Below are 22,935 nucleotides of genomic sequence, written 5' to 3' on the forward strand. Positions count from 1 at the left end.
CTGCCATGGCAAGCCTGGCTGAAGTGCGGGTAGAAGAGGCCGAGCCGATGGAGAACGAGTCCCAGGCTCAGGCACGTCCTGAGGAATTGCGGCTGCTGGAAGCGCTGCTGTTCGCCTCGAGTGAACCGTTGGATACCGCGACGCTGGCCAAGCGCATGCCTGACGGCGTGGACGTCAAGGCCGCGCTCGAGCAGCTCCAGGCCGACTACGCCTTGCGCGGTGTGAATCTCGTGCGGGTCGCCAACAAATGGACCTTCCGCACCGCCGGCGATCTGTCCTGGCTGATGACGCGCGAGAGCACCGAGACCCGCCGCCTGTCGCGTGCGGCGATCGAAGTGCTGGCGATCATCGCCTATCACCAGCCGGTGACGCGCGCCGAGATCGAGGAGATCCGCGGCGTCGTCACCTCGAAGGGCACGCTCGACGTGCTGCTGGAAACCGGCTGGATCAAGCCACGCGGCCGTCGCAAGACGCCCGGCCGTCCGCTGACGTTCGGAACCACCGAGGACTTCCTGTCGCAGTTCACGCTGGAACAGCTCGGCGACCTGCCGGGTCTGGAAGAGCTGAAGGGCACGGGCCTCTTGGATTCGCGCCTGCCGACCGGATTCAGCGTGCCGACGCCGTCGGACGACCCGGCGCTGCGCGAGGACGAGGATCCGCTGGAACCGGGCGAGGAGCTCGATCTGGCGCTGGCGCCCGCGGTTGAGCCCGAGACGCCGCCGGAAGGCGGCAATGAGGGTGGCGAGGGCGGCAGCGAGGAGTGATCCTCCGGCCTTCTAGGGGCCCCTGCGACCAGTTAACGCTCAGCAAGATTACGTAGCGCCGACAGCGAATTGGCGCTGCCTTGGTCCTTGTTTTTGAGGCCTGCCAAGCCTACGTTTCGGTGAAGATCGGCCGGGTCCCCGGCCATGCGTGTTTGGAGGGTTGCAGGATGGGTTCACTCAGCATTTGGCACTGGATCTTGGTGATCGCAGTGGTCCTGCTGCTGTTCGGCCGCGGCAAGATTTCGGATCTGATGGGCGACGTGGCCCAGGGCATCAAGGCCTTCAAGAAGGGCATGCAGGACGACGACAAGGTCGCCGACAAGCCCGAGCCGGCCAAGTCCCTCGAGCACAATGCCGCCCCGACTGCGGCCCGGTCCGACGTCGGCAGCAAGGCCGTCTGAGCCAGAGAGCACGCGAGACGCGGGTAGCGGCCCCGATCCTGCGCGCAAGGGATTGGGCCGGCTGCGGCTGGCGTGAACGGAAGACCTCATGTTCGACATCGGGTGGAGTGAACTGGTCCTGATCGGGGTCGTGGCCCTGATCGCCATCGGCCCGAAAGAGCTGCCGGGCGTGCTGCGCATGGTCGGGCAGTGGATGGGCAAGGCCCGCAAGATGGCCGCCGAATTCCAGGGCCAATTCCAGGAAGCGATGCGCGAGGCCGAGATGGCCGACCTCAAGAAGAGCTTTGATGAGGTCAAGGAAGCCGCGACCGGCTTCGCCAGCAACAATCCGCTGACCTCGCTGCAGAAGGACGTCAGCGACGCGCTCCGCGTCGATGCGCTCGACAAGCCGGCCGAGACGACCACCACCACGGCGATTGATCCGCCGACAACTTCAAGTGAAGCGCCGGTGACCCCGACCACTCCGGAACCACCGACGCCGCAGACCTTCGTGGAAGCCGAGGCGCATTCGGCCGTGAACGAGCCGCTCGCCATCACCCGTGAGGTCGAGCAGGCACAGGCTACGCAGACCTCGGTGACTCAGGACACCGCGCCATCCGAGGCGATCAAGGACGCCAAAGCGTCATGACCGACGCCGATATCGAGGCCAGCAAAGCCCCTCTGATGGACCATTTGATCGAGCTGCGTTCGCGGCTGATCAAGGCGCTGCTCGGCTTTGGCCTGGCCTTCATCTTCTGCTTCTTCTTCGCCAAGCAGATCTACAACGTGCTGGTCTGGCCGTTCGTGTGGGTTGCGGGCCCCGAGAACTCGAAGTTCATCTACACCGCGCTGCTGGAATATTTCATCACCCAGCTCAAGCTCGCTCTGTTCGGCGCCGGATTCCTCTCGTTCCCGATCGTTGCGGGACAGATCTACATGTTTGTCGCGCCGGGCCTCTACAAGCACGAGAAGCAGGCCTTCGTGCCGTATCTGGTCGCGACCCCGTTCTTCTTCGTGCTGGGCGCGGCGCTGGTCTATTTCGTCGTGCTGCCGATGCTGGTGCGGTTCTCGCTCGGCATGCAGCAGGCCGGCAGCGACGAGACCGCGCAGATCCAGCTTCTGCCCAAGGTCGGCGAATATCTGTCGCTGATGATGTCGCTGATCTTCGCCTTCGGCATCGCCTTCCAACTCCCGGTGATCCTGACGCTGCTCGGCCGCATCGGCATCGTGACCTCGAAAATGCTGCGTGAGAAGCGCCGCTATTTCATCGTCATCGCCTTCGTGATCGCGGCCGTGCTAACGCCGCCCGACGTGCTCAGCCAGTGCTCGCTCGCGATCCCCTTGCTGGCGCTCTACGAGGGCTCGATCATCGCGGTGGCGATGGTGGAGAAGAAGGCGGCTGCCTCGCAGGCAAGCACCGGCACCGACGTGTCGACGCCGGCCAATCCGGCCGAGTAGGCGGCTACCACCGCTGTCATTCCTCGCGAAAGCGGGGAATCCAGTACGCCGCGCCCCCTCTGAGCATCACTGACGTCTCTGGAATACTGGATCGCCCGCTTTCGCGGGCGATGACAGCTGTGCTAGGGGGAACGCGCTGACGTACAACGTTCGCCGCTGTATGTTTTCGCGCTGATTCAGGACTATGGCATGCACGACATCAAATCGATCCGCGACAATCCGCAAGCCTTCGACGCCGGCCTCGCCCGGCGTGGCCTGACGCCTTTGTCGGGCTCGCTGCTCGCGATCGACGAGAGGCGGCGCGCGGCGATCCTGGCCTCGGAGCAGGCGCAGGCGCGGCGCAATGCGGCCTCCAAGGAAATCGGCGACGCCAAGAAGGCCAAGGATGAGGCGCGCGCGGCCAAGCTGATGGCTGAAGTTGCCGAGCTCAAGACCACGATGCCGGAACTCGAGGCGGCCGCGAAAGCCGCTGACGAAGAGCTGACGAAAGAGCTGTCGGCGATCCCGAACATTCCGTTCGACGAAGTGCCCGATGGCGTCGACGAGCACGGCAACGTGCAGCACCATGTGTTCGGCAAGAAGCGCAACTACAGCTTTGCGCCCAAGCTGCATGACGATCTCGGCACCGCGCTCGGCTACATGGATTTCGAGGCGGCAGCAAAGCTGTCGGGCGCGCGCTTCGTCGTGCTGAAGAAGGGGCTGGCGCGGCTCGAACGCGCGATCGGCCAGTTCATGCTCGACCTGCACACCAACGAGCACGGCTACACCGAGATCAATCCGCCGCTGCTGGTGCGCAACGAGGTGATGTTCGGCACCGGGCAGTTGCCGAAATTCGAGGACGATCAGTTCTGGGCCATCAAGGGCGAGCTGCTCGCTTCGCCCGATCACGAGCGGCTCAAGACCGAACGCCTCGGCCTGATCCCGACCGCGGAAGTCTCGCTCACCAATCTCGCGCGCGAATCCATTCTCGACGAGAAGCAATTGCCGATGCGGCTCACCGCGCTGACGCCATGCTTCCGCGCCGAAGCCGGCGCTGCCGGGCGCGACACGCGCGGCATGATCCGCCAGCACCAGTTCACAAAGGTCGAGCTGGTCTCGATCACGACGCCCGAGACCAGCAAGGACGAGCTGGAACGGATGCTGTCCTGCGCCGAGCAGGTGCTGCAGAAGCTCGACCTGCATTACCGCGTGATGACGCTCTGCGCAGGAGATATGGGTTTTTCGTCGCAAAAAACCTATGACATCGAAGTGTGGATGCCCGGGCAGGGCGACGGCGGCATGTTCCGCGAGATCTCGAGCTGCTCGGTGTGCGGCGATTTCCAGGCGCGGCGCATGGATGCGCGCTCGCGCGGTCCGGACGGCAAGCCGCGCTTCGTGCACACGCTGAACGGCTCCGGCACCGCGGTCGGCCGTGCGCTGATCGCTGTGATGGAGACCTATCAGCAGGAGGACGGCTCGATCGCCGTTCCCGACGTGCTCCAGCCCTATATGGGCGGACTCAAGGTGGTCGCGCGCGACTAGAGCGTTTTCGAGCGAAGTGGGTACCGGTTCGCGTCAAGAAAACGCGTCAAACTAAATAGGGCGCATTGCCAGTCTGAAACGCGGAAACGTTTGGTTGCGAAGATCGGGCGGCCGGTTATCCTGCCGGCCACCCGACAACGCGAACCCATCGTTCATGGCCTTGCACCGCGACATCTTCTGGGTTGGCCGACAATGGGCGGTGACGGGTGCCGGCATCCAGGCCGTTGATCAGCGTTTGCGCGGCGTGCTCGACATCGGGATCGCGCGGCTCTGGGACGATGATCTCGTGCAGAGCCGGCGGGCCAAGCCCGGCGTGAATGCCGCGGACTTCGACAAGGCGCTGACGGTTGCGCGTGAACGTTTTCCGCAGGAAGCGGCATCGGACCCGATCGTTGCGCAACTGAAGGCACTCGGCGTGATCGAGACGCCCGTCGTCAGCCCCGTCGTGCCGGCGATGAAGCTGCGCGCCGAAGGCCGGCTCGCGCGCTTCCTGCCGCAATGGCGCATCCGACGCTAATATTGCATCGGGCTCGAATAACTCGGCGCCATTCGCAGCAGCGTCCCGGGATCGATTGTGTGTGACCGATGTCGAGCCGGCACGCAGCCGTGGCGTGTCGCGACCAGGCCTTTGGCACATGTGCGCGACCGCTCGGGTTCGTCCGACGACAATCTTGGCGATGACTGATTTGGCGATGCCTCCGGCTTTGCTGCTGCCGTCGTGCAAGGGCCCTCGCGCGGGCAGCGTTTCGGCACGCATCTGCCGCGCGAGAGTTCGAGGTCATAGATCTGTCCAGACATCGTCACCTGGCCGTTGCACAAGCACTCACCGCTGATCGTCATCGCGCCGCCCAGGCAATTCTCCGCATTGGTCCGCACGCAGGTGCCGCCGGCATCATTGCCTGCGGGCATCAACTGGAATCCGGCGGGGCAGGCGCATTGACCGTTGCTCGCCGCGCCACCGATGCAGGTGATGGTGATCAGCGCGCGCGGTGGCGCAACTGGCGGTGGCGGGGCATCGGCCACACAGACGTTGCTCGCCGCATCGAGATGGCTGTTGGCGGGGCAGGCCGGCGGGGCGGCCGTTTCGCCGCGCTCCGGCACAGCGGGCGGGTTCGGGAGCCGTGGTCCCGCAGGCGCCGGAGCAAGAGGGGCAGCCTTGGCCACGCAGGCGCCACCCCGGAACTCCTGCCAGGGGAAGCAGCGGTCCGCAGTGCCTGAATCCTTTGAATCCTGGGCCTGTCCCGGAAGCGCGGCGAGCGCATTCAGGCCAAGGCCAGCTCCAAGGCAAATCAGGGCTGCAAAGCGGGTCATGGGGCGTCCCGTCGCCACAGGATATCATCTGAAAATAGGATCCGGTGCTGCGCCGCGGCAATGAGCCAGATCACAAATGAGGTCTCGCCCGCGCCCCGGACCCGGCCGTGTCCGGTTTGCCTGATCGGCCCCAGCCGGATAAGACGGCCCAAACGGCTTCAGGAATCGACCCTCGTATGCGCATTCTCTGCACCAATGACGACGGCATTCACGCTCCCGGCCTCAAGGTCGTGGAGGAAATCGCCAAGGCGCTGTCCGACGATGTCTGGGTGGTCGCGCCCGAGCTCGACCAGTCCGGCGTGTCGCATTCGCTGTCGCTGAACGATCCCCTGCGCCTGCGCGAGGTCGGCCCGCGGCACTTTGCGGTGCGCGGCACGCCGACCGACTGCGTGATCATGGGCGCGCGGCACATCCTCGGCACCAAGCCGCCGGACCTCGTGCTGTCGGGCGTCAACAAGGGCCGCAACGTCGCCGAGGACGTGGTCTATTCCGGCACCATCGCCGGCGCGCTGGAAGGCACCATTCTGGGGCTCCCATCGTTCGCGCTGTCGCAGGAGTTCAGCGTCGAGACCCGTGATCGGCCGCAATGGGACACCGCGCGCCAGTTCGGTCCCGACATCCTGCGCAAGGTGATCAAGGCCGGCATTCCCAAGGACACCGTCATCAACGTCAACTTCCCGTCCTGCGCGCCGGAGGATGTACTCGGCATTCGCGTTACCCGGCAGGGCAAGCGCAATCTGGGCTTCCTCAAGATCGACGAGCGCCGGGACGGTCGCAACAATCCCTATTTCTGGATCGGCTTCGAGCGCGCGGCGATGATGGATACGCCCGCCGAGGGCACCGATCTCGCGGCGCTCCGCGAGCGCTACGTCTCGGTCACGCCGCTTCGGCTCGACCGTACCAACGAGGCGTTTTCGGAAGCGCTGAGTGCGACGCTGAAGTAGCGGCTAGCCGCCGCGAAGGGCGGCTTCGATGGTCTTGCCGAGCGCGTCGAGCTGGAATGGCTTCTGAAGCGCCGGCCGGTCGCGGTACTGCTCGGGCAGGCCGGAGGAGCCGTATCCGGTCGCGAAGATGAACGGGCAGCCCTTGGCCTTGATGACGTCGGCCACCGGCGAGATGACCTTGCCGTTGACGTTGACGTCGAGGATGGCGATGTCGAACTGGGTGGCCTGGGCGAGCCGCATGGCCTCGGTGATGTCGCCGGCTTCGGCTGCGACCTTGTAGCCGAGCTCCTCGAGCATATCCGCGACCATCATCCTGATCATCACCTCGTCCTCGACGAGGAATACAGAGCGGCCGGAAAGCCCTGTCGCGGTCATTGTCGGTGAGTCCTTGCCCATTGCGGAAAAGGTTCGCAGATAACACGAATCGACGCAATGCGCGTTTCGGCGAACGGACACCTGAAAATGGCCTTTTGCGGCCAGTCCCCAGCAAGCCAATTTGTGGTCAAATACCGCAGCCAAGAGGCTATCATGGGTTCCTGGACAGGAACAGGATTCGTGCCCGTGCTTGGCGATCACAAGCGCCGATCCGGACCTGACGAGACGATACAAGTAGCGATGACCTCCAATCAGCACCCGCCGGAAAAGATGATGTTTCAGCTCACGCTGAGGCGTCGGGGCATCAGCGACCAGACGGTGCTGCGGACCATGGAGGAAGTGCCGCGCGACGAGTTCGTCGACGCTGCCGATCGCGAGAGCGCCTATCGTGACAGCGCGCTGCCGATCGCATGCGGGCAGACCATCAGCCAGCCCTTCGTCGTCGCCTACATGACCGAGCAGCTCCAGCTTCAGAAGAAGCACCGCGTGCTCGAGATCGGTGCCGGCTCGGGCTACCAGGCCGCCGTGCTGTCGCGGCTCGCAGGGCAGGTGCTGACGGTCGAGCGTTACCGCAAGCTCGCCGACACTGCACGCGCCCGGCTTGAAAAGCTGGAGTGTCACAATGTCGAGGTGATGCTCGGCGACGGTCTCAACCTGCCGCCCAATATCGGCCCGTTCGACCGCATCATCGTCACCGCCGCGGTGGAGCAGCTTCCCGAGAACCTGATCGAGCGGCTCGAGGTTGGCGGCATCCTGATCGCCCCGGTCGGCCCGCATCAGGGCGTGCAGACGCTGGTCCGGCTGACCCGGACCGAGACCGGGATCGAGCGCAAGGAACTCGTCGAGGTCCGCTTCGTGCCGGCGCTGCCCGGGGTGGCGCGGGAGCTGTAGAATTCCGGATTGGCTGTGCTGCCAACGTCTTATTGGAAGGGTTAAGCCGTTATTTACTCGCGACGTGTTTACTTAAAAGACCAGTTCTGTTGCGTACGAGTGAGTAACCATGTTTGTCGTCGCCGAGTTGCTTTACTCGCGCCGCGTACCGCAGGTCGCGGTGCTGGCGCTGATCTCCTTCAGCTTCGCAGGGTGCAGCGCCGACATGTCGTCGCGTCTGTCCCAGTCGAACTTCTCCAACCCCTTCGCGTCTGATCAGACCGGATCGGTGCAGCAGGCCCCGCCGCCGCAGCAGCGTGAGCTGCCGCAATATGCGCGGCCGCAGACGCAGCCCGGTTATTATCAGTCGCAGCCCTTGCCGCCGCCGGCGGTGGCGGCGCCGCAATCCTATCCCGTTGCGAGCGGTGGCGGCGTGTCCGGAGGCGGGCGCGGGGTCGGCTCCTACGCGCCCCCGGCGCAGCCGCATCTTGAAACGACGGCCGCCGTGCCGCCGCGCTCGGTCGCAGCGGCTCAGCCGGCCGGCGGGACCAAGATCATCGTCGGCACCAGCGACACGCTCGAGGTGCTCGCCAAGCGCTATCACGTCACGCCGCAGGCAATCCTTGCCGCCAACGGCTACAAGGGCCCGCGCTCGCTCTCGCCCGGTCAGCAGTTGATCATCCCGCATGCGGGCGCCGTCGCTGCTGCGCCCGCGCCGGCGATGGCTCCGGTCGCGGCGGCTCCCGCGCTGGCGCCGGCTGTGAAGCCGGTTGCCGTCATGGCTGCGCCGCCGAGCTCCCACTTCGTCAATCGTGGCGACACGCTCGCCAGCATCGCCCGCAAGAACCACATCTCGGCGGCTGAGCTGGCGCGTGCCAACGGCCTCGATCCCTCGGCCAAGCTCAAGCTCGGCACCAAGCTGACCGTGCCCGGTGCAAAGACCGCCGCCGTCGCGGCGCCGGTTGCTGCGGTTCCGGTCGGTGCTGCTCCGGTTGCCGGTACGCTCCAGCCGGTCGCCGCGGCGCCCGCGCCCGCGACCAAGATGGCCGCTGTCGCCGCGCCCGTGCAGAGCGCGCGTCTGGCCCAGGCCACGGCCAATGTCGAAGAGAAGCCTGCGGAGGCTCCGGCGAAGGCTGCCGAGACCACCAGCGCGCTGCCGACCTTCCGCTGGCCGGTCCGCGGCAAGGTAGTCACGACCTACGGCGCCAAGACCAATGGCAAGTCCAACGACGGCATCAATCTCGCGGTGCCCGAGGGCACGCCGGTCAAGGCGGCTGAAGACGGCGTCGTTGCGTACTCCGGCAACGAACTGAAGGGTTACGGCAATCTGGTCCTGGTTCGGCACTCCAACGGCTACGTCACCGCATATGCCCATGCGAGTGAGCTGCTGGTGAAGCGCGGCGATACCATCAAGCGCGGTCAGGTCATTGCCAAGTCGGGTCAATCCGGGGAGGTGGCGTCGCCGCAGCTCCACTTCGAGATCCGCAAGGGATCGAGCCCGGTTGACCCGCTTCAATTCCTGAATGGCGCGTGAGGCGAGGGGCTCTGAAATCAGGGCACAGCGTCTCCATAAGTAAACTGTCATCGCCTGCCCTGTGCGCAATTGCGCACTGGAGCGGGCGATCCAGTATTCCAGAGACAGTGGTTATTGAGCCGATAAGCCGCGGCGTACTGGATTCCCCGCCTTCGCGGGGAATAACAGTTGAGTATGGGGTGGCAGCTCTGGCTACTTCGTCGTCAGCTTCACACCCAGCCGGCCCGCCAGCTCCTGCACGAACTGCCAGGCGACGCGGCCCGAGCGGGAGCCGCGGGTGGTCGACCATTCCAGCGCTTCGCGCTCCAGCGCCTCGTCGTCGACCTTGATCCCGAAATGGCTGCAATAGCCGCGCACCATGGCGAGGTATTCGTCCTGGCTGCAGCGGTGGAAGCCGAGCCACAGGCCGAAGCGATCCGACAGCGAGACCTTCTCCTCGACCGCTTCGCCGGGATTGATCGCGGTCGAACGTTCGTTTTCGATCATGTCGCGCGCCAGCAGATGGCGGCGGTTGGAGGTGGCGTAGAGGATGACGTTCTCGGGCCGGCCCTCGATGCCGCCTTCGAGCACGGCCTTGAGCGATTTGTAGGACGCGTCATTGCCGTCGAAGGAGAGGTCGTCGATGAAGACGATGAAGCGGAAGTCGGCGTCGCGAAGCTTCTCCATCAGCATCGGCAGCGTTTCGATGTCCTCGCGGTGGATCTCGATCAGCTTGAGCTTGTCGGAGGCTTTGCGTTGCGAATTGATGCTGGCATGCGCCGCCTTCACCAGCGATGACTTGCCCATGCCGCGCGCGCCCCAGAGCAGGGCGTTGTTGGCGGGCAGCCCATTGGCGAAGCGCTCGGTGTTCTCCATCAGGATGTCGCGCATCCGGTCGACGCCCTTGAGCAGGAACAGCTCGACGCGGCTGACCCGCGGCACCGCAGCAAGGCGGCCGTCGGGGTGCCAGACATAGGCGTCCGCCCGCTCGAACGCCTCGGGTTCGACGGCCGACTTGCCCTGGGCGGCGAGGTGCGTCGCAATGGTCTCCAGCGCGCGGACGATGCGCTCCTGGGACAGGTCCGGGGATGCGTTGAGGGGCGCCTTGACGGCCCCCTTGGGGCGTTTTGCCGCGACGGCGGCGAGCTTCCTGGCAGGGGTACGGGGGCCTTTGCCGGCCGGGCTTTTGCTTGGTTTTTTGGGCATGTCCGAAGTTCCTGAGAATGCAGCCTTTATCGGGCCTGACGGCGCGCCGCAAGGTGGCCAAATCGCCGGACTGGCAGCGTTGCAATTGGGGCAATGGCCGCTATAGTCCGCGCGAATTTGACCGAACCGGTCGGCTTTGAGGGCCTGACCGGCTTCCCCCGTTTCCACGAGGATCGTCCGAATGCTGATTACCCCTGCGTATGCCCAGGCCGCGGGCGCCGGTGACACCAACAGCATGTTGATGTCGCTGCTGCCGTTCGCCCTGATCTTCGTGATCATGTACTTCCTGATTCTGCGTCCGCAGCAGAAGAAGGTCCGCGACCACGCTGATCTCGTGAAGAACATCCGCCGCGGCGACACCGTCGTGACCTCGGGCGGTCTCGTCGGCAAGGTCACCAAGGTCGTCGATGACGACCAGATCGAATTCGAGATTTCCGACGGCGTGCGGGTGCGGCAGATGCGCCAGATGATCTCGGGCGTGCGCGCCAAGGGCGAGCCGGCGAAAGAATCCAAGGATAGCGCGAAGGAAACCGCCAAGGACGACGCCGCGTCGAAGTGAGCGCTTCCGCGAGTCCTTCAAGTTTCCTGCAAGTATCCTGCAAGTCTCCTGATCTGACAGGTCCAGTCGATGTTGTATTTCACGCGGTGGAAGGCGCTCGGGATTATCCTGACGGCGCTGATCGTGTGCCTCTGCGCGGTCCCGAACTTCTTCCCCGAAGCGCAGGTCAAGACCTGGCCCGCCTGGGCGCAGCGCCGGCTCGTGCTCGGCCTCGACCTCCAGGGCGGCTCCTATCTGCTGCTCGAGGTCGATTCCAACTACGTGAAGAAGGAACGGCTGGACCAGGTCCGCGACGACGTTCGTCGCACCCTGCGCGATGCCAAGATCGGCTTCACCGGCGGCGTCACCGTGCGCAACGACGCGGCCGAGGTTCGCATCACCAAGGAAACCGACGTGCAGCCGGCACTCGCCAAGCTGCGCGAGCTGTCGCAGCCGCTGGGCGGTCTGATGGGCACCAGCGGTCAGCGCGACCTCGAAGTGGCTGATGCCGGCGGCGGCGTGATCCGCCTGACCATCCCGCAGGCCGCGATGCTCGACCGCATGCGCAAGACCATCGAGCAGTCGATCCAGATCGTCGAGCGCCGCGTCAACGAGCTCGGCACCGTCGAGCCTGTGATCCAGCGCCAGGGCAACGACCGCATCCTGGTGCAGGTCCCCGGCCTCCAGGACCCGACCCGGTTGAAGGAGCTGTTGGGCAAGACCGCGAAGATGGAATTCCGCATGGTCGACACCTCCGTGCCGCCGGATCAGGCGCAGCAGGGCAGGTTGCCGCCGGAATCCGAGCTGCTGATGAGCGCCTCGCCGCCGCCCACGCCTTACGTGGTCAAGAAGCAGGTGCTGGTCGCCGGCGGCGATCTGACCGACGCGCAGGCGAGCTTCGACCAGCGCACCGGTGAGCCGGTCGTCAGCTTCAAGTTCAACACGTCGGGCGCGCGCAAGTTCGCGCAGGCGACGCAGGAGAACGTGGGGCTGCCCTTCGCCATCGTGCTCGACAACAAGGTGATCTCGGCGCCCGTCATCCGTGAGCCTATCACCGGCGGCCAGGGCCAGATCTCCGGCAATTTCACCGTGCAATCGGCCAACGATCTCGCGATCCTGCTGCGCGCCGGTGCGCTGCCGGCGCCGCTGACCGTGGTCGAGGAACGCACCGTTGGTCCCGGCCTCGGCCAGGACTCGATCGAGAAGGGCGAGCTTGCGGCTTACGTCGGCTCGATCCTGGTCATCATCTTCATGCTCTTGACCTACCGGCTGTTCGGGGTGTTCGCCAACATCGCGGTCGCCATCAACGTCGCCATGATCTTCGGCCTGCTGTCGCTGCTCAACGCCACGCTGACCTTGCCCGGCATCGCCGGCATCGTGCTGACCGTCGGTATCGCGGTCGACTCCAACGTGCTGATCTACGAGCGCATCCGCGAGGAATTGCGCGGCGGCCGCAATGCGATCTCGGCGATCGACGCCGGCTTCAAGCGGGCGCTTGCGACCATCCTCGATTCCAACATCACCACCTTCATTGCCGCTGCGGTTCTGTTCTACATCGGCACCGGCCCGGTGCGCGGCTTTGCCGTGACGCTCGGCATCGGCATCATCACCACGGTGTTCACCGCCTTCACCCTGACCCGGCTGATCGTCGCCTGGTGGGTGCGGTGGAAGCGGCCGCAGAGCGTGCCGATCTAGGAGCCTGATCGTGAATCATACCGTTCTCATCGGGCTCGGCGTCCTCATTGCCATCCTCACCGTGGTCGCGGCGCTCGGCCTGCTGCCGTCGCTGCGCATTGTCCCGGACAATACGCATTTCGACTTCACACGCTTCCGCCGGATCAGCTTCCCGATCTCGGCGGCGCTGTCGATCGTTGCCATTACGCTGTTCTTCACCCACGGGCTGAACCTCGGCATCGACTTCAAGGGCGGCACGCTGCTGGAGGTGCGCGCCAAATCCGGCGCCGCCGACATCGCGGCGATGCGCACGACGCTGGATGGCTTGCGTCTTGGCGAAATCCAGCTGCAGCAGTTCGGCGGGCCCGAGAACGTCCTGATCCGCGTCGCGGAGCAGCCGGGCGGCGATGCCGCCCAGCAGGAAGCCGTGCAGAAGGTCCGCAACGCGCTCGGCGATTCCATCGAATACCGCCGCGTCGAGGTGCTCGGTCCGCGCGTCGCCGGCGAGCTGCTGGCCTATGGCATGCTCGGCCTGATGCTCGCGATCGTCGCGATCCTGATCTATCTCTGGTTCCGGTTCGAATGGCAGTTCGCGCTCGGCGCCATGATCGCCAACGTCCACGACATCGTGTTGACGATCGGCTTCATGTCGGTCAGCCAGGTCGATTTCGACCTGACCAGCATCGCGGCGCTGCTCACCATTCTCGGCTACTCGCTCAACGACACCGTCGTCATCTACGACCGCATCCGTGAAATGCTGCGGCGCTACAAGAAGATGCCGATGCCGCAGCTGCTCAACGAGTCCATCAACTCGACGCTGTCGCGCTCGATCATCACCCACGTCACCGTGACGCTGGCCCTGCTGGCGTTGCTGGTGTTCGGCGGTCACGCCATCCACAGCTTCACCGCGGTGATGATGTTCGGCGTGGTGCTGGTCGGCACCTACACCTCGATCTTCATCGCTGCGCCGATCCTGATCTATCTCGGTGTCGGCGAGCATCGCGAAGATGCGCCGGACACGGCTACGCCGGCGAAGAAAAACAAGGCATGATCCGAACCGCAGGCCCTCGCATGCGTTTGCGAGGGCGTTGAGCTCATTCGGACGAAGCTGATGGCTGGCGATCCCAACGCACCGCATTTCCCGCGCTCGGCGCCGATCGATGCCTATGGCAAGGGCGGCTTCGCCTTCGCCGGCATGTCGCATCGGGGATCGCTGCTGTGCCTGCCAGACGCGATCTGGGCCTGGGACGTGACCGACCCCAGCAAGATTGACCGCTACTCGCTGGACCGGGTGTTTGCGGCCGCCAACGGCATCGACACGCTTCTGGTCGGCACCGGGACCGGGCACTGGCTGCCGCCGCCGGAGCTGCGTCAGGCGCTCAAGGCGGTAAGGGTGGTGCTGGACACGATGCAGACCGGTCCCGCCGTGCGCACATACAACATCATGATCGGCGAACGGCGGCGCGTCGCCGCCGCCCTGATCGCCGTGCCATGAGCAGCCCTGCGCCGCCGCCCGACACCGTGACCTTCTGCGCCGATCTCGTGCGCAGCCACGACTTTCCGCGCTATGCGGCGACCCTGTTCGCGCCTGCTGCCGAGCGCCGCGCGCTGCTGGCGCTCTATGCCTTCAATGTCGAGATCGTCCGCGTCCGCGACCAGGTCAGCCAGCCCTTGCCCGGCGAGATTCGCTTTCAATGGTGGACCGATCTGTTCTCCGGTCTCGTCCACGGCAGTGCCGAGGGCAATCCGGTCGCGGCCGAGCTGTTGCGTGCGATCCGCGATTTCGACCTGCCGGTCGAGCCGCTGTCGCTGCTTATCGATGAGCACCAGTTCGACCTCTACAACGACCCGATGCCGACGCTGACGGCACTGGAGGGCTATCTGGCCGCGACCTCGTCGGCATTGCTCGGTCTGGCCGCCCGGATCATGGGCGCACCGCCCGAGGCCGCTGAGCACCTCGCGCGGCATGCGGGGCTGGCGCAGGGCATCGTGCAGGTGATCGCGAGCCTTCCGCGCGATGCCGCGCACCGGCAATTGTTCCTGCCACAGCAGGTGCTGGCGAGCCATGGTTGTCAGATGGAGGACGTGTTTGCAGGCAAGGACACGCCGAACCTGCGCGCCGTGCTGGAGCAGCTTGCGGGCGAGGCGCTGCAGCATCTGACCACGGCCCTGTCGCTGCTGGCGCAAGTGCCGGCATCGGTGCGTCCCGCGTTTCTGCCGCTGGCGCAGGCGCGGGCCGAGCTCAAGCGCCTGTCGCAACCGGGACGCAACCCGTTTGCGCCCCAGCCGGTATCGCGGCTGCGGACGCTGTGGACGCTGTGGCGGGCTTCACGTTCGCGGGAATTTACCAAATAGCGGTTGGCTTATCGCTCGCGCCGGGCAAATGCTCTATGCTGTCCCATGGCTGACTTGTCCCAAACCATGTCCTCCGATCTCACCGGCTTGCCGGTGTCTCCCGGCGACATTCACGCCGCCGCCGAGACCATCCGCGGTGCTGTCGTCGAGACGCCCTGCAGCTACAGCCGCACGCTGAGCGGCATCTGCGGCTGCGACATCTGGCTGAAATTCGAGAACCTCCAGTTCACCTCCTCGTTCAAGGAGCGCGGCGCGCTTAACCGGCTGACGGCGCTGACGCCCGAGGAGCGTGCACGGGGCGTGATCGCGATGTCGGCGGGCAACCACGCGCAGGGCGTCGCCTATCACGCCAAGCGGCTCGGCATTCCCGCCACCATCGTGATGCCGGTCGGCACGCCCATGGTGAAGGTCGAGAACACCCGGCATCACGGCGCCGAGGTGGTGGTGACGGGCGCGACGCTGGAAGAAGCGGCCGCCTATGCGCGCGGCCACGGCGAAGCCCGCGGCATGATCTTCGTCCATCCCTACGACGATCCGCTTGTCATCGCCGGGCAGGGCACGGTCGGGCTGGAGATGATGAAGGCGGTGCCCGAACTCGACACGCTGGTCGTTCCGATCGGCGGCGGCGGGCTGATCAGCGGCATCGGCATTGCCGCGAAATCCATCAAGCCGTCGCTGCGGATCCTGGGCGTCGAAGCTTGGCTCTATCCCTCAATGTACAACGCGATCCATGACGGCAATCTGCCGGCGCGCGGCGACACGCTCGCCGAAGGCATCGCGGTCAAATCGCCGGGCAAGATCACCACCGAGATCGTCCGCCGTCTCGTCGACGACATCGCGCTCGTCAACGAAGCCGAGCTCGAGCGTGCGGTCGCTACCCTGATCTCGATCGAGAAGACGGTCGTGGAGGGCGCCGGCGCTGCCGGTCTCGCCGCCCTGATGTCCGATCCCTCCCGCTTCGAGGGCCGGAAGGTTGGCCTCGTGCTGAGCGGCGGCAATATCGACACGCGGCTGATTGCCTCCGTCCTTACGCGCGAGTTGGCGCGCGAGGGACGGCTGACCCAGCTGTCCCTCGACATCCCCGACAGGCCCGGGCAATTGGCTGCCGTCGCCTCGCTGCTGGCCGAAGCCGGCGCCAACATCATCGAGGTCTCGCATCAGCGGACCTTCTCGGACCTGCCGGCCAAGGCCACGCTGCTGCAGCTCGTCATCGAGACCCGCGACAGCGCGCATCTCGACGAGGTCATGGCCAAGCTCGGGGCATCGGGACTGAGCGCGCGCTGCACCTGAAGCGGGTTTGAAGGTTACTCCGGCAGCCCCGCGGCACGGAGAGCCTCACCAAGCGAAGTTGCGAGCGCCGGAGCGCAATTGACTCCCTGGAATTGACGGCCGTAGCGGAAGGTCGGATGCAATTCCAGCACCCGGGCCGCGGCCGCTTTTGCCTCCTGCAATCGGCCGAGCTTTGCGAGCGCTGCGGCCAGTTGCACATGGGTAATGCTGTGGCGCGGATTAGCCTGAACGGAGCGGTAGGCGGCGAGACAGGCTTCTTCATAGCGGCCGCGGTGGAAATGGCCCATCGCCTGGGCGTCGAAGGCGGCGAAGGCCCAGGAGTCAAACGGGCTCAGCCGCATGCCGCGCTCGCTCCATTCGATGGCGCGGTCGGCATCGCCACCCCAGCCGAGCATGACGCTGCCGAGGATGTAAGTCAGCGCTGACGACGGGCTGATCGCAAGCGCAGCATCGAGCGCGGTGAATGCCGCGGAGCGATCGTGTCCATCCATCCCGATCGAAAAGCCCGCCAGCGTGAGGGCAACCGTGTCATCCTGCCCGTGGGCAATGGCCGAGCGCGCATGCCGGATCGAGGCTGCGCGGCTGGCCTCCTGCAAACCAGCGCGAAGGAACAGGCAATGATGGCACATCGCAGCGTTGCCGTGCGCCAATGCATAAGAGGGCTCGAGCGCGATTGCGTGTTCGAGCAGCACAAGCGCCTGCGTCACCTGTTGCGGCATGCCGGAATCGACATCTAGCTGGGCACGCAGGACGAGGTCATAGGCGTCGAGGCTGTCGGGCCGCTTGCGTTTGACCCGGTTGATTTCGGCGCGGCGCAGGCTCGGCGCGATGGCGCCGACGACGGAAATAGCGATGTCGTCCTGAAGCGCGAAAATATCCTCGGACCGGCGATCATAGCGCTCGGCCCACACATGCATGCCGGTCGACGCATCGATCAGCTGCCCCGTGATGCGCACGTTGCCGCCGGTCTTCCGGACGCTGCCTTCCAGCACGTAGCGCACACCGAGCTCGCGGCCGACCTGTTTCACGTCAACCGCGCGGCCTTTGTAGGTGAACGTGGAATTTCGCGCGATCACGAACAGCCAGTTGATGCGGGACAGGCCAGTGATGATGTCGTCGACCATTCCGTCGGCAAAATAGTCCTGCTCCGCATCGCCGCTCAGATTGGCAAAGGGCAACACCGCGATTGATGGTCTGTCGGGCAATGTCAGCGATGGTGCGAATGACCGGTCCGGGTCGGACGCCGTCACCGCCGGACCGACATAGCGATAACCGCGCCGTGGCAGGGTCTCGATCCATTGCGCCTCGCCGGAGACGTCGGCCAGCGTACGCCGGACAGCCGCCATCTGGACGGTCAAATTGCTGTCTTCAATCGCCTGGGCGGGCCAGGCAGCCTCGATCAGCTCATCCTTCGATACCGGCGCCCCGGCCCGCCGCACGAGCAGGGCCAGGAGCAGCACCGCACGCCGGCCGAGCGGGGTTGGCTCGGCCCCGCGGAACAGAATCCCTGCATCGGTGTCGAGGCGGAAGGGACCAAATTCAAGGATCGCGGCCATCCTCGAAGAAGGGCACATTTCGCAGGTTTTTTGCAATGATTTCCGCGCTGTTTTGCCACTTCCGAGAGTGAGCAGACCATGATGGCGGCGTAGCCGTGCAACGCAATGACCAGCCGTGGAGGACCACATGAACGCAAAACCGCTCATCCGCAGGCCCGGCGAAACCGGGGGAGTAATGCTGCGCGGCCAGCCGATGGCCTTTCTGGTGACGGGGGAGGACACCCGTCACACCAGCATGTTCGACTGGACGATTCCGGCCGGGTTCGCCACGGGCCGCCACGTTCATCGTGTGCAGGAAGAGACCTTCTACATGCTTGAAGGCGAATGCGAATGGCACGTCGCCGAAGAGGTCGTCCGCGCCACGCCGGGGACTTACCTGTTCATTCCTCCCGGCGTTCCCCACAACATCACCAATGTCAGCGATCGGCCTGCGCGCGTGCTCATGACCGTGTCGCCGCCGGGGCACGAGCATTACTTCGAGGAACTGGCCGAGCTGACCGCCAGCGGACCGCCGGATGCCAAAGCCATCAGCGAGTTGCGCGCGCGCTTCGACACCGACCAGTTGTCGGCACTGACGACAAGAACCTAAATCTACGCCGTGGGTCCGGCGCCATGCTACCGCGGCGCCAGCCCCGCGATGTGGCCGATCAGCCGGTCGATGTCGGCCTCCGTATTGTAGTAGTGCGGCGAGGCGCGCACGACTGGCGGCAGCGCGCGCGCTTCGGCATCGATGCGGGTGCTCGCCGGATCCGACGCGCCGATGGTGATGTCCGCCGCGGCGGCGCTGCGAACAATGGCATCCGCCTCATACCCCTCCACCGTGAAGCTGACGATGGCGCCGGGGCTGCGCCCGAGATCGCGAATGGTGACCCCGCGCACGGACGCGAGTCCGCTACGAAGGCGGCCCGCAAGCATGCGGCAGCGCTGCTCGATCGGGCCGAGGCCGATCGCGAGGGCGTAGTCGACGGCCGCGCCGAGACCGAGCCTTGCCGCGTAATTGTTCTCCCAGGTCTCGAAGCGGCGGGCATCGTCCCGCAGTTGATAGGCGTCCCGCGAGACCCAGGGCGCGGCGAAGTGATCGATCATCGGCGGCTCGAGCTGCTGCAGCAGTGCCCGGCGGACGTAGAGAAAGCCGGTGCCGCGCGGGCCGCGGAGGAATTTGCGCCCGGTTGCGGACAGCATGTCGCAGCCGATGGCCTCGACGTCGACCTCCATCTGTCCGACCGCCTGACAGGCGTCGAGCAGATAGGGGATGCCGTGTGCACGCGCGATCTTCCCGATCGCCGCCGCGGGATTGACCAGCCCGCCATTGGTCGGGACCCAGGTGATGGCAATGAGTTTGACGCGCGCATCGATCATGCGCTCGAGCGCCTGGACGTCGAGCTCGCCGCTGGCATCGCTCGGCACCACGTCGATGACCGCGCCCGTGCGCTTTGCGACCTGAAGAAAGGCGACATAGTTGGCAGCGTATTCCGCCTCGGCGGTCAAGATCCGGTCGCCCTTGCCAAGCGGCAGCGCGTAGAACGCCATCTGCCAGGCAACCGTCGCGTTCTCCACCAGGGCGATCTCGTCGGGCGCGGCATTCAGCAGACGTGCGACCGAGCCGTAGACTGAATCAAGCCGGCGCGCCTCGCGGTCGGCAGCTGCATAGCCTCCGATCTCGCTCTCCAGATCGATGTGGTCCTTCATCGCCGCGACAACCGGCGCCGGCATCAGCGCCGCGCCTGCGTTGTGGAGATAGGCGAGCCGAGCGGCGGCCGGCGTGTCGGCACGAATTCGGTCGATGTCCATCACCCACGCCTCCGCGTCTTGCGATCTTCGTGCATGGATTAGACACATCAAAGACTACGGGCAAGATGGCCGGGCTTGGCCTCAGATGCAGAGGCCGAGCAGCTTGACGTGGCAGTTGGTGGATTTCGGCTTGCTTGCCGGCGCGGCCTCGCGCTTCACGGCAACGAGCGGCTCCTTATCCTTGTTCTTGTCCTTGCCCTTCTTGCCCTTCGGCTCGTAGTCGCCGGCGATCACCATGGCCCAATAGGTGCGCTTGCCGCTGGCATTCTTGGCGCTGGCGATGCCGACGCGGGAGGCGTTGTGCAGGAGCAGGTTCTTGCGGTGCCCGGACGAGTCGATCCACTGGCCCAGCGTCTTCTCGAAATTGTCGTAGCCGTAGGCGATGTTCTCGGCGGCGCGGCCCGCGCCGGCCGGGGCGACGCGCCGGTTGAACGGGCCGAGGGCGTCGTGACTGAGGTCGTCCTTTGCCGCCATGGCGCGGGCCTGGTCCATGGCGATGCGGTCGAGGGTCGAATCGCGGACGACGCGGACTTCGCCGTTCTTGAGACGGAAGCTGGAAATCTGCTCGGCCGGGGTCTCGGCCAAGGCGGGCGCGGCCGTCAACAGCAGCAGGCCGGTGATCAGGCCGCCAACCGCGCGATGCATTGTCGTCCCCCGAATGCCCATAACCCCGCCAAGCCCGAATGATCCGAACGCTTCTCTATCGCCAATGTGGACGCTTCAAGGCGTGCCCTACGCTAGCTCGTCGGCAAATCCGCCTCGAAATTGAAGCGGTCGCGCAGGTTCTTGCGCTGCTCCAGGATGTCCTTGAGGAAGGCGCGGTCCTGGTCGTTCTTCATCATCGGCTCGATCAAATCGAGCTGGTTCATCGCGACCAGTTGCAGGATCTCGGTGCGCGGCTTGCCGCCGGCATCACGCGGCAGCGCGTGCACGACCTGGATGTGCTCCGGCGGCTTCGGGCCCTTGGCAGCGGTGAGCTCGTTGCGGAGCTGGCCCTCGAGCGCGGCCTGATCGGCCTCGACGAAGGCGTAGAGCCCGACGCCGGAGCGGCGATCGGCGAAGGCGACGATGGCGGTGTCGCGCACGGCTGGGTTCTTGCGGATCAGCTCCGCCAGCACCGGCGCGTCGTTGACCAGCCGGCGGCCGCCGCCCTCGCGGTCGGTGAAGTTGAACAGGCCGCGCGTGATCGCGCGATAGACCTTCTTGCCGGTGGCGAGCCACAGGCTAGCGGCGAAGGATTTCTTGGCGAGGATCTTTCGCTCGCGCGGCGTCAGCGCTTCGGGCGCGTAGGAGCGCTTGTGCTTGAGCAGATGCCGAAGGTCTTCATAGGCGAGGATGCGGTAGAGCCGGCCGCGGCGGTTAAAGCAGGCCGCGAGCTGGAAGTCGGTCACATAGGCGCGGCCGTCGCGGCCGACCAGCCAGTTCTGCTCCTTGGCGAGATCGTTGTGGCAGATGCCGGCGCGGCGCAGCCGGCGCAGCGCCGCCTTGGCCGAGCGGAAATAGGCGAGGTCGCCATGCGGCTTTGCCAGATGCAGCGCGACGCCGTCGACGAAGCCGCGCGCCAGCGCGCGGCGTCCGGCCCACAGCAGCTCGGGACCGACGTCGAGACCCCTGGCGAGCGCGAGCGCATGCTTCTCGCGCGCGAACAGGTGACGGGCGAGCAGGAACGACCACCACGGCACTTCGTCGAGCCGGCGCAGCACCGCATCGACCTCGCCGCTGTCGCCACGAAAACGGCCGCGCTCAACGGTCGAGAACACGTCGCGCTTCAGCAGCACGCCCTCGGTCCAGCGCGCCGACAATGTCGCGGCGTCGTCTTTGGGGAGGCTCATCGAAAACTCACGCGGCGGCGGCAATGCGCAGGTGATCGGCGATCCAGCGATCGAGATCGGCGAGCGCCAGCGCACTCATCGCCTGCTTCTTGGCCACCGTCTTCTCGTTGCCCCGCAGCCGCGTGCCATCCGGTTTCTTGGTCGGCGCGCTCGCGAGCGGCGGGAACAGGCCGAAATTGATGTTCATCGGCTGGAACGAGCGCGTGCCCGGCTCGATGGTCTCGATATGGCCGCCGGTGATGTGGCCGAGCAGCGATCCGAGCGCCGTCGTGCTGGGCGGGCTCGCCAGTGTCTCGCCACGCGCGTCCGCTGCCGCATAGAGGCCGGCGATCAGGCCGACGCTGGCGGACTCGACGTAGCCCTCGCAGCCCGTCATCTGGCCGGCAAAGCGCAGGCGCGGCTGCGCGCGCAGGCGCAACTGGCCGTCGAGCAGCTTTGGCGAGTTGAGGAAGGTGTTGCGATGCAGGCCGCCGAGGCGGGCGAACTCAGCCTTCTCCAGCCCCGGAATGGTGCGGAAGATGCGTTGCTGCTCGCCGTATTTCAGCTTCGTCTGGAAGCCGACGATGTTGTAGAGCGTGCCGAGCTTGTTGTCCTGGCGCAACTGCACGATCGCGTAGGCCTTGATGCTGGGATCGTGCGGATTGGTGAGGCCGACCGGCTTCATCGGACCGTGGCGCAGCGTCTCGGGGCCACGCTCCGCCATCACCTCGATCGGCAGGCAGCCGTCGAAATAGGGCGTGTTGGTCTCCCACTCCTTGAACTCGGTCTTCTCTCCCGCGATCAGCGCGGCGACGAAGCCGTCATACTGCTCCTTGGTCATGGGGCAGTTGATGTAGTCGGCGCCGTTACCCCCGGGGCCGACCTTGTCGTAGCGCGACTGGAACCAGGCCACCGACATGTCGATGGATTCGCGGTGCACGATCGGCGCGATCGCGTCGAAGAAGGCGAGCGCGTTCTCGTCGGTCAGTTCGCGGATGGCGTCGGCCAGCGGCGCGGAGGTGAGGGGGCCGGTCGCAACGATGACGTTGCTCCAGTCGGCGGGCGGCAGGCCTGCGATCTCGCCGCGGGCGATCTCGATCAGGGGATGGTCGTTCAGCGCCTTGGTGACGGCGGCCGAGAAGCCGTCGCGGTCGACCGCGAGCGCGCCGCCGGCGGGCACCTGGTTGGCGTCGGCCGCCCGCATGATCAGCGAGTCGAGCCGGCGCATCTCGGCATGGAGCAGGCCGACGGCGTTGTTGGCGGCGTCATCCGAGCGGAACGAATTGGAGCAGACGAGCTCGGCGAGCCCGTCGGTGCGGTGCGCCTCGGTCATGCGGTCCGGCCGCATCTCGTGCAGCACCACGGGCACGCCCGATTTAGCCACCTGCCAGGCGGCTTCGGAACCGGCAAGGCCGGCGCCGATGACGTGCACGGTATTGGATGGGAGTCCTGTCATGGGGCGGACAGGTAGCGCTTTTCGGCCGTCAGTGGAATCGCCGAGATCGAGTTTTCTGCCATCAGAAACGACAACGCCCGCACGAGGCGGGCGCTATCGGTTCGTCCGGTTAGGGCTGAACG

The 22,935-nt window shown here is 65.8% G+C and carries 24 protein-coding genes; 16 read left to right on the forward strand and 8 right to left on the reverse strand.

Annotated features, from left to right (window positions below; translation table 11 throughout):
• The first annotated feature begins 5 nt into the window (after positions 1-5).
• The 6 genes from scpB (at position 6) to RAD16_RS03230 (ending at position 4,640) form a co-directional block, all read left to right on the forward strand.
• A complete protein-coding gene (scpB, locus tag RAD16_RS03205) occupies positions 6-764 on the forward strand; it encodes an SMC-Scp complex subunit ScpB (RefSeq protein WP_458156437.1) in 759 nt (252 codons plus the stop codon).
• Between the two features lie 167 nt (positions 765-931).
• Positions 932-1,165, forward strand: coding sequence for a twin-arginine translocase TatA/TatE family subunit (locus RAD16_RS03210; RefSeq protein WP_326904570.1), 234 nt, complete (start codon positions 932-934; stop codon positions 1,163-1,165).
• 88 nt (positions 1,166-1,253) lie between these two features.
• Positions 1,254-1,793: a Sec-independent protein translocase protein TatB gene (gene tatB / locus RAD16_RS03215; protein ID WP_458156438.1), complete on the forward strand. Its 540-nt coding sequence runs from the start codon at positions 1,254-1,256 to the stop codon at positions 1,791-1,793.
• Positions 1,790-2,602: a twin-arginine translocase subunit TatC gene (gene tatC, locus RAD16_RS03220; protein WP_458156439.1), complete on the forward strand. Its 813-nt coding sequence runs from the start codon at positions 1,790-1,792 to the stop codon at positions 2,600-2,602. The genes tatB and tatC overlap by 4 nt, the downstream gene beginning before the upstream one ends.
• Before the next feature lie 189 nt (positions 2,603-2,791).
• Entirely contained in the window at positions 2,792-4,123 is a 1,332-nt protein-coding gene (serS, locus tag RAD16_RS03225; protein WP_458156440.1) for a serine--tRNA ligase, read from the forward strand.
• Between the two features lie 154 nt (positions 4,124-4,277).
• Positions 4,278-4,640, forward strand: a complete 363-nt coding sequence (locus RAD16_RS03230; protein ID WP_458156441.1) for a hypothetical protein — start codon at positions 4,278-4,280, stop codon at positions 4,638-4,640.
• Here the strand turns inward: RAD16_RS03230 and RAD16_RS03235 are convergent.
• On the reverse strand, positions 4,637-5,224 hold the full coding sequence (locus tag RAD16_RS03235; protein WP_458156442.1) for a hypothetical protein: 588 nt from the start codon (positions 5,222-5,224) through the stop codon (positions 4,637-4,639). The two genes, RAD16_RS03230 and RAD16_RS03235, sit on opposite strands and share 4 nt — an antisense overlap.
• Positions 5,225-5,610: 386 nt before the next feature.
• On the opposite strand from RAD16_RS03235, the gene surE reads away from it, so the two are divergent.
• Positions 5,611-6,378, forward strand: coding sequence for a 5'/3'-nucleotidase SurE (gene surE, locus RAD16_RS03240; RefSeq protein WP_326904564.1), 768 nt, complete (start codon positions 5,611-5,613; stop codon positions 6,376-6,378).
• 3 nt (positions 6,379-6,381) lie between these two features.
• On the opposite strand, the gene RAD16_RS03245 is transcribed toward surE, so the two are convergent.
• Positions 6,382-6,753 carry a response regulator gene (locus RAD16_RS03245; RefSeq protein WP_458156443.1) on the reverse strand — a complete coding sequence of 124 codons (372 nt, stop codon included), beginning with the start codon at positions 6,751-6,753 and terminating at the stop codon, positions 6,382-6,384.
• Between the two features lie 240 nt (positions 6,754-6,993).
• On the opposite strand from RAD16_RS03245, the gene RAD16_RS03250 reads away from it, so the two are divergent.
• Both RAD16_RS03250 and RAD16_RS03255 read left to right on the forward strand, forming a co-directional pair.
• Positions 6,994-7,644, forward strand: coding sequence for a protein-L-isoaspartate(D-aspartate) O-methyltransferase (locus RAD16_RS03250; protein WP_458156444.1), 651 nt, complete (start codon positions 6,994-6,996; stop codon positions 7,642-7,644).
• Between the two features lie 109 nt (positions 7,645-7,753).
• Positions 7,754-9,157, forward strand: coding sequence for a LysM peptidoglycan-binding domain-containing M23 family metallopeptidase (locus tag RAD16_RS03255; protein WP_458156445.1), 1,404 nt, complete (start codon positions 7,754-7,756; stop codon positions 9,155-9,157).
• A gap of 192 nt (positions 9,158-9,349) precedes the next feature.
• On the opposite strand, the gene RAD16_RS03260 is transcribed toward RAD16_RS03255, so the two are convergent.
• Complete coding sequence (locus tag RAD16_RS03260) at positions 9,350-10,342, reverse strand: ATP-binding protein (protein WP_458156446.1); 993 nt, start codon at positions 10,340-10,342, stop codon at positions 9,350-9,352.
• A 181-nt stretch (positions 10,343-10,523) separates the two neighbouring features.
• Here RAD16_RS03260 and yajC point away from each other — a divergent pair, with 181 nt between their 5' ends.
• The 6 genes from yajC to RAD16_RS03290 all read left to right on the forward strand — a co-directional run bounded on the left by yajC (position 10,524) and on the right by RAD16_RS03290 (position 16,199).
• Positions 10,524-10,901 (forward strand): preprotein translocase subunit YajC, encoded by a 378-nt coding sequence (yajC, locus tag RAD16_RS03265; protein WP_028171851.1) that lies wholly within the window; start codon positions 10,524-10,526, stop codon positions 10,899-10,901.
• A gap of 69 nt (positions 10,902-10,970) precedes the next feature.
• Positions 10,971-12,575 carry a protein translocase subunit SecD gene (gene secD / locus RAD16_RS03270; protein WP_326904555.1) on the forward strand — a complete coding sequence of 535 codons (1,605 nt, stop codon included), beginning with the start codon at positions 10,971-10,973 and terminating at the stop codon, positions 12,573-12,575.
• A 10-nt stretch (positions 12,576-12,585) separates the two neighbouring features.
• Positions 12,586-13,605: a protein translocase subunit SecF gene (secF, locus tag RAD16_RS03275; RefSeq protein WP_458156447.1), complete on the forward strand. Its 1,020-nt coding sequence runs from the start codon at positions 12,586-12,588 to the stop codon at positions 13,603-13,605.
• A 60-nt stretch (positions 13,606-13,665) separates the two neighbouring features.
• Positions 13,666-14,049, forward strand: a complete 384-nt coding sequence (locus RAD16_RS03280; protein WP_326904553.1) for an Mth938-like domain-containing protein — start codon at positions 13,666-13,668, stop codon at positions 14,047-14,049.
• Positions 14,046-14,909 carry a phytoene/squalene synthase family protein gene (locus RAD16_RS03285; RefSeq protein WP_458156448.1) on the forward strand — a complete coding sequence of 288 codons (864 nt, stop codon included), beginning with the start codon at positions 14,046-14,048 and terminating at the stop codon, positions 14,907-14,909. Before RAD16_RS03280 ends, RAD16_RS03285 begins: the two co-directional genes overlap by 4 nt.
• 45 nt (positions 14,910-14,954) lie before the next feature.
• Positions 14,955-16,199 (forward strand): threonine ammonia-lyase, encoded by a 1,245-nt coding sequence (locus RAD16_RS03290; protein WP_458156449.1) that lies wholly within the window; start codon positions 14,955-14,957, stop codon positions 16,197-16,199.
• Between the two features lie 14 nt (positions 16,200-16,213).
• Here RAD16_RS03290 and RAD16_RS03295 read toward each other — a convergent pair whose 3' ends face one another.
• The gene (locus tag RAD16_RS03295) at positions 16,214-17,755 is read right to left on the reverse strand and encodes a winged helix-turn-helix domain-containing protein (protein WP_458156940.1); all 1,542 of its coding nucleotides are present in this window, start codon (positions 17,753-17,755) and stop codon (positions 16,214-16,216) included.
• A 127-nt stretch (positions 17,756-17,882) separates the two neighbouring features.
• Here RAD16_RS03295 and RAD16_RS03300 point away from each other — a divergent pair, with 127 nt between their 5' ends.
• On the forward strand, positions 17,883-18,344 hold the full coding sequence (locus tag RAD16_RS03300; RefSeq protein WP_458156450.1) for a cupin domain-containing protein: 462 nt from the start codon (positions 17,883-17,885) through the stop codon (positions 18,342-18,344).
• Positions 18,345-18,370: 26 nt separating this feature from the next.
• Here the strand turns inward: RAD16_RS03300 and RAD16_RS03305 are convergent, their stop codons facing one another.
• From RAD16_RS03305 to trmFO, 4 genes are all read right to left on the reverse strand, one after another.
• A complete protein-coding gene (locus RAD16_RS03305) occupies positions 18,371-19,549 on the reverse strand; it encodes an aminotransferase class V-fold PLP-dependent enzyme (protein ID WP_458156451.1) in 1,179 nt (392 codons plus the stop codon).
• A gap of 78 nt (positions 19,550-19,627) precedes the next feature.
• Positions 19,628-20,191 carry a CAP domain-containing protein gene (locus RAD16_RS03310; protein ID WP_458156452.1) on the reverse strand — a complete coding sequence of 188 codons (564 nt, stop codon included), beginning with the start codon at positions 20,189-20,191 and terminating at the stop codon, positions 19,628-19,630.
• Positions 20,192-20,283: 92 nt separating this feature from the next.
• Positions 20,284-21,378, reverse strand: a complete 1,095-nt coding sequence (locus RAD16_RS03315) for a serine/threonine protein kinase (RefSeq protein WP_458156453.1) — start codon at positions 21,376-21,378, stop codon at positions 20,284-20,286.
• 7 nt (positions 21,379-21,385) lie between these two features.
• Entirely contained in the window at positions 21,386-22,813 is a 1,428-nt protein-coding gene (trmFO, locus tag RAD16_RS03320) for a methylenetetrahydrofolate--tRNA-(uracil(54)-C(5))-methyltransferase (FADH(2)-oxidizing) TrmFO (RefSeq protein WP_458156454.1), read from the reverse strand.
• Between the last annotated feature and the right edge of the window lie 122 nt (positions 22,814-22,935).

The organism is Bradyrhizobium sp. 18BD, from assembly GCF_054185225.1.

Excerpts from the sequence above, each read along its gene's own strand:
- RAD16_RS03245 (WP_458156443.1), bottom strand. The coding sequence starts at position 6,753 with ATGACCGCGACAGGGCTTTCCGGCCGCTCTGTATTCCTCGTCGAGGAC.
- RAD16_RS03255 (WP_458156445.1), top strand. The coding sequence starts at position 7,754 with ATGTTTGTCGTCGCCGAGTTGCTTTACTCGCGCCGCGTACCGCAGGTC.
- serS (WP_458156440.1), top strand. The coding sequence starts at position 2,792 with ATGCACGACATCAAATCGATCCGCGACAATCCGCAAGCCTTCGACGCC.
- RAD16_RS03285 (WP_458156448.1), top strand. The coding sequence starts at position 14,046 with ATGAGCAGCCCTGCGCCGCCGCCCGACACCGTGACCTTCTGCGCCGAT.
- tatB (WP_458156438.1), top strand. The coding sequence starts at position 1,254 with ATGTTCGACATCGGGTGGAGTGAACTGGTCCTGATCGGGGTCGTGGCC.
- RAD16_RS03310 (WP_458156452.1), bottom strand. The coding sequence starts at position 20,191 with ATGCATCGCGCGGTTGGCGGCCTGATCACCGGCCTGCTGCTGTTGACG.
- RAD16_RS03280 (WP_326904553.1), top strand. The coding sequence starts at position 13,666 with ATGGCTGGCGATCCCAACGCACCGCATTTCCCGCGCTCGGCGCCGATC.
- trmFO (WP_458156454.1), bottom strand. The coding sequence starts at position 22,813 with ATGACAGGACTCCCATCCAATACCGTGCACGTCATCGGCGCCGGCCTT.
- surE (WP_326904564.1), top strand. The coding sequence starts at position 5,611 with ATGCGCATTCTCTGCACCAATGACGACGGCATTCACGCTCCCGGCCTC.
- tatC (WP_458156439.1), top strand. The coding sequence starts at position 1,790 with ATGACCGACGCCGATATCGAGGCCAGCAAAGCCCCTCTGATGGACCAT.
- RAD16_RS03300 (WP_458156450.1), top strand. The coding sequence starts at position 17,883 with ATGAACGCAAAACCGCTCATCCGCAGGCCCGGCGAAACCGGGGGAGTA.
- RAD16_RS03260 (WP_458156446.1), bottom strand. The coding sequence starts at position 10,342 with ATGCCCAAAAAACCAAGCAAAAGCCCGGCCGGCAAAGGCCCCCGTACC.
- RAD16_RS03295 (WP_458156940.1), bottom strand. The coding sequence starts at position 17,755 with ATGGCCGCGATCCTTGAATTTGGTCCCTTCCGCCTCGACACCGATGCA.
- RAD16_RS03250 (WP_458156444.1), top strand. The coding sequence starts at position 6,994 with ATGACCTCCAATCAGCACCCGCCGGAAAAGATGATGTTTCAGCTCACG.
- secD (WP_326904555.1), top strand. The coding sequence starts at position 10,971 with ATGTTGTATTTCACGCGGTGGAAGGCGCTCGGGATTATCCTGACGGCG.
- RAD16_RS03290 (WP_458156449.1), top strand. The coding sequence starts at position 14,955 with ATGGCTGACTTGTCCCAAACCATGTCCTCCGATCTCACCGGCTTGCCG.
- RAD16_RS03230 (WP_458156441.1), top strand. The coding sequence starts at position 4,278 with ATGGCCTTGCACCGCGACATCTTCTGGGTTGGCCGACAATGGGCGGTG.
- RAD16_RS03315 (WP_458156453.1), bottom strand. The coding sequence starts at position 21,378 with ATGAGCCTCCCCAAAGACGACGCCGCGACATTGTCGGCGCGCTGGACC.
- yajC (WP_028171851.1), top strand. The coding sequence starts at position 10,524 with ATGCTGATTACCCCTGCGTATGCCCAGGCCGCGGGCGCCGGTGACACC.
- RAD16_RS03210 (WP_326904570.1), top strand. The coding sequence starts at position 932 with ATGGGTTCACTCAGCATTTGGCACTGGATCTTGGTGATCGCAGTGGTC.
- scpB (WP_458156437.1), top strand. The coding sequence starts at position 6 with ATGGCAAGCCTGGCTGAAGTGCGGGTAGAAGAGGCCGAGCCGATGGAG.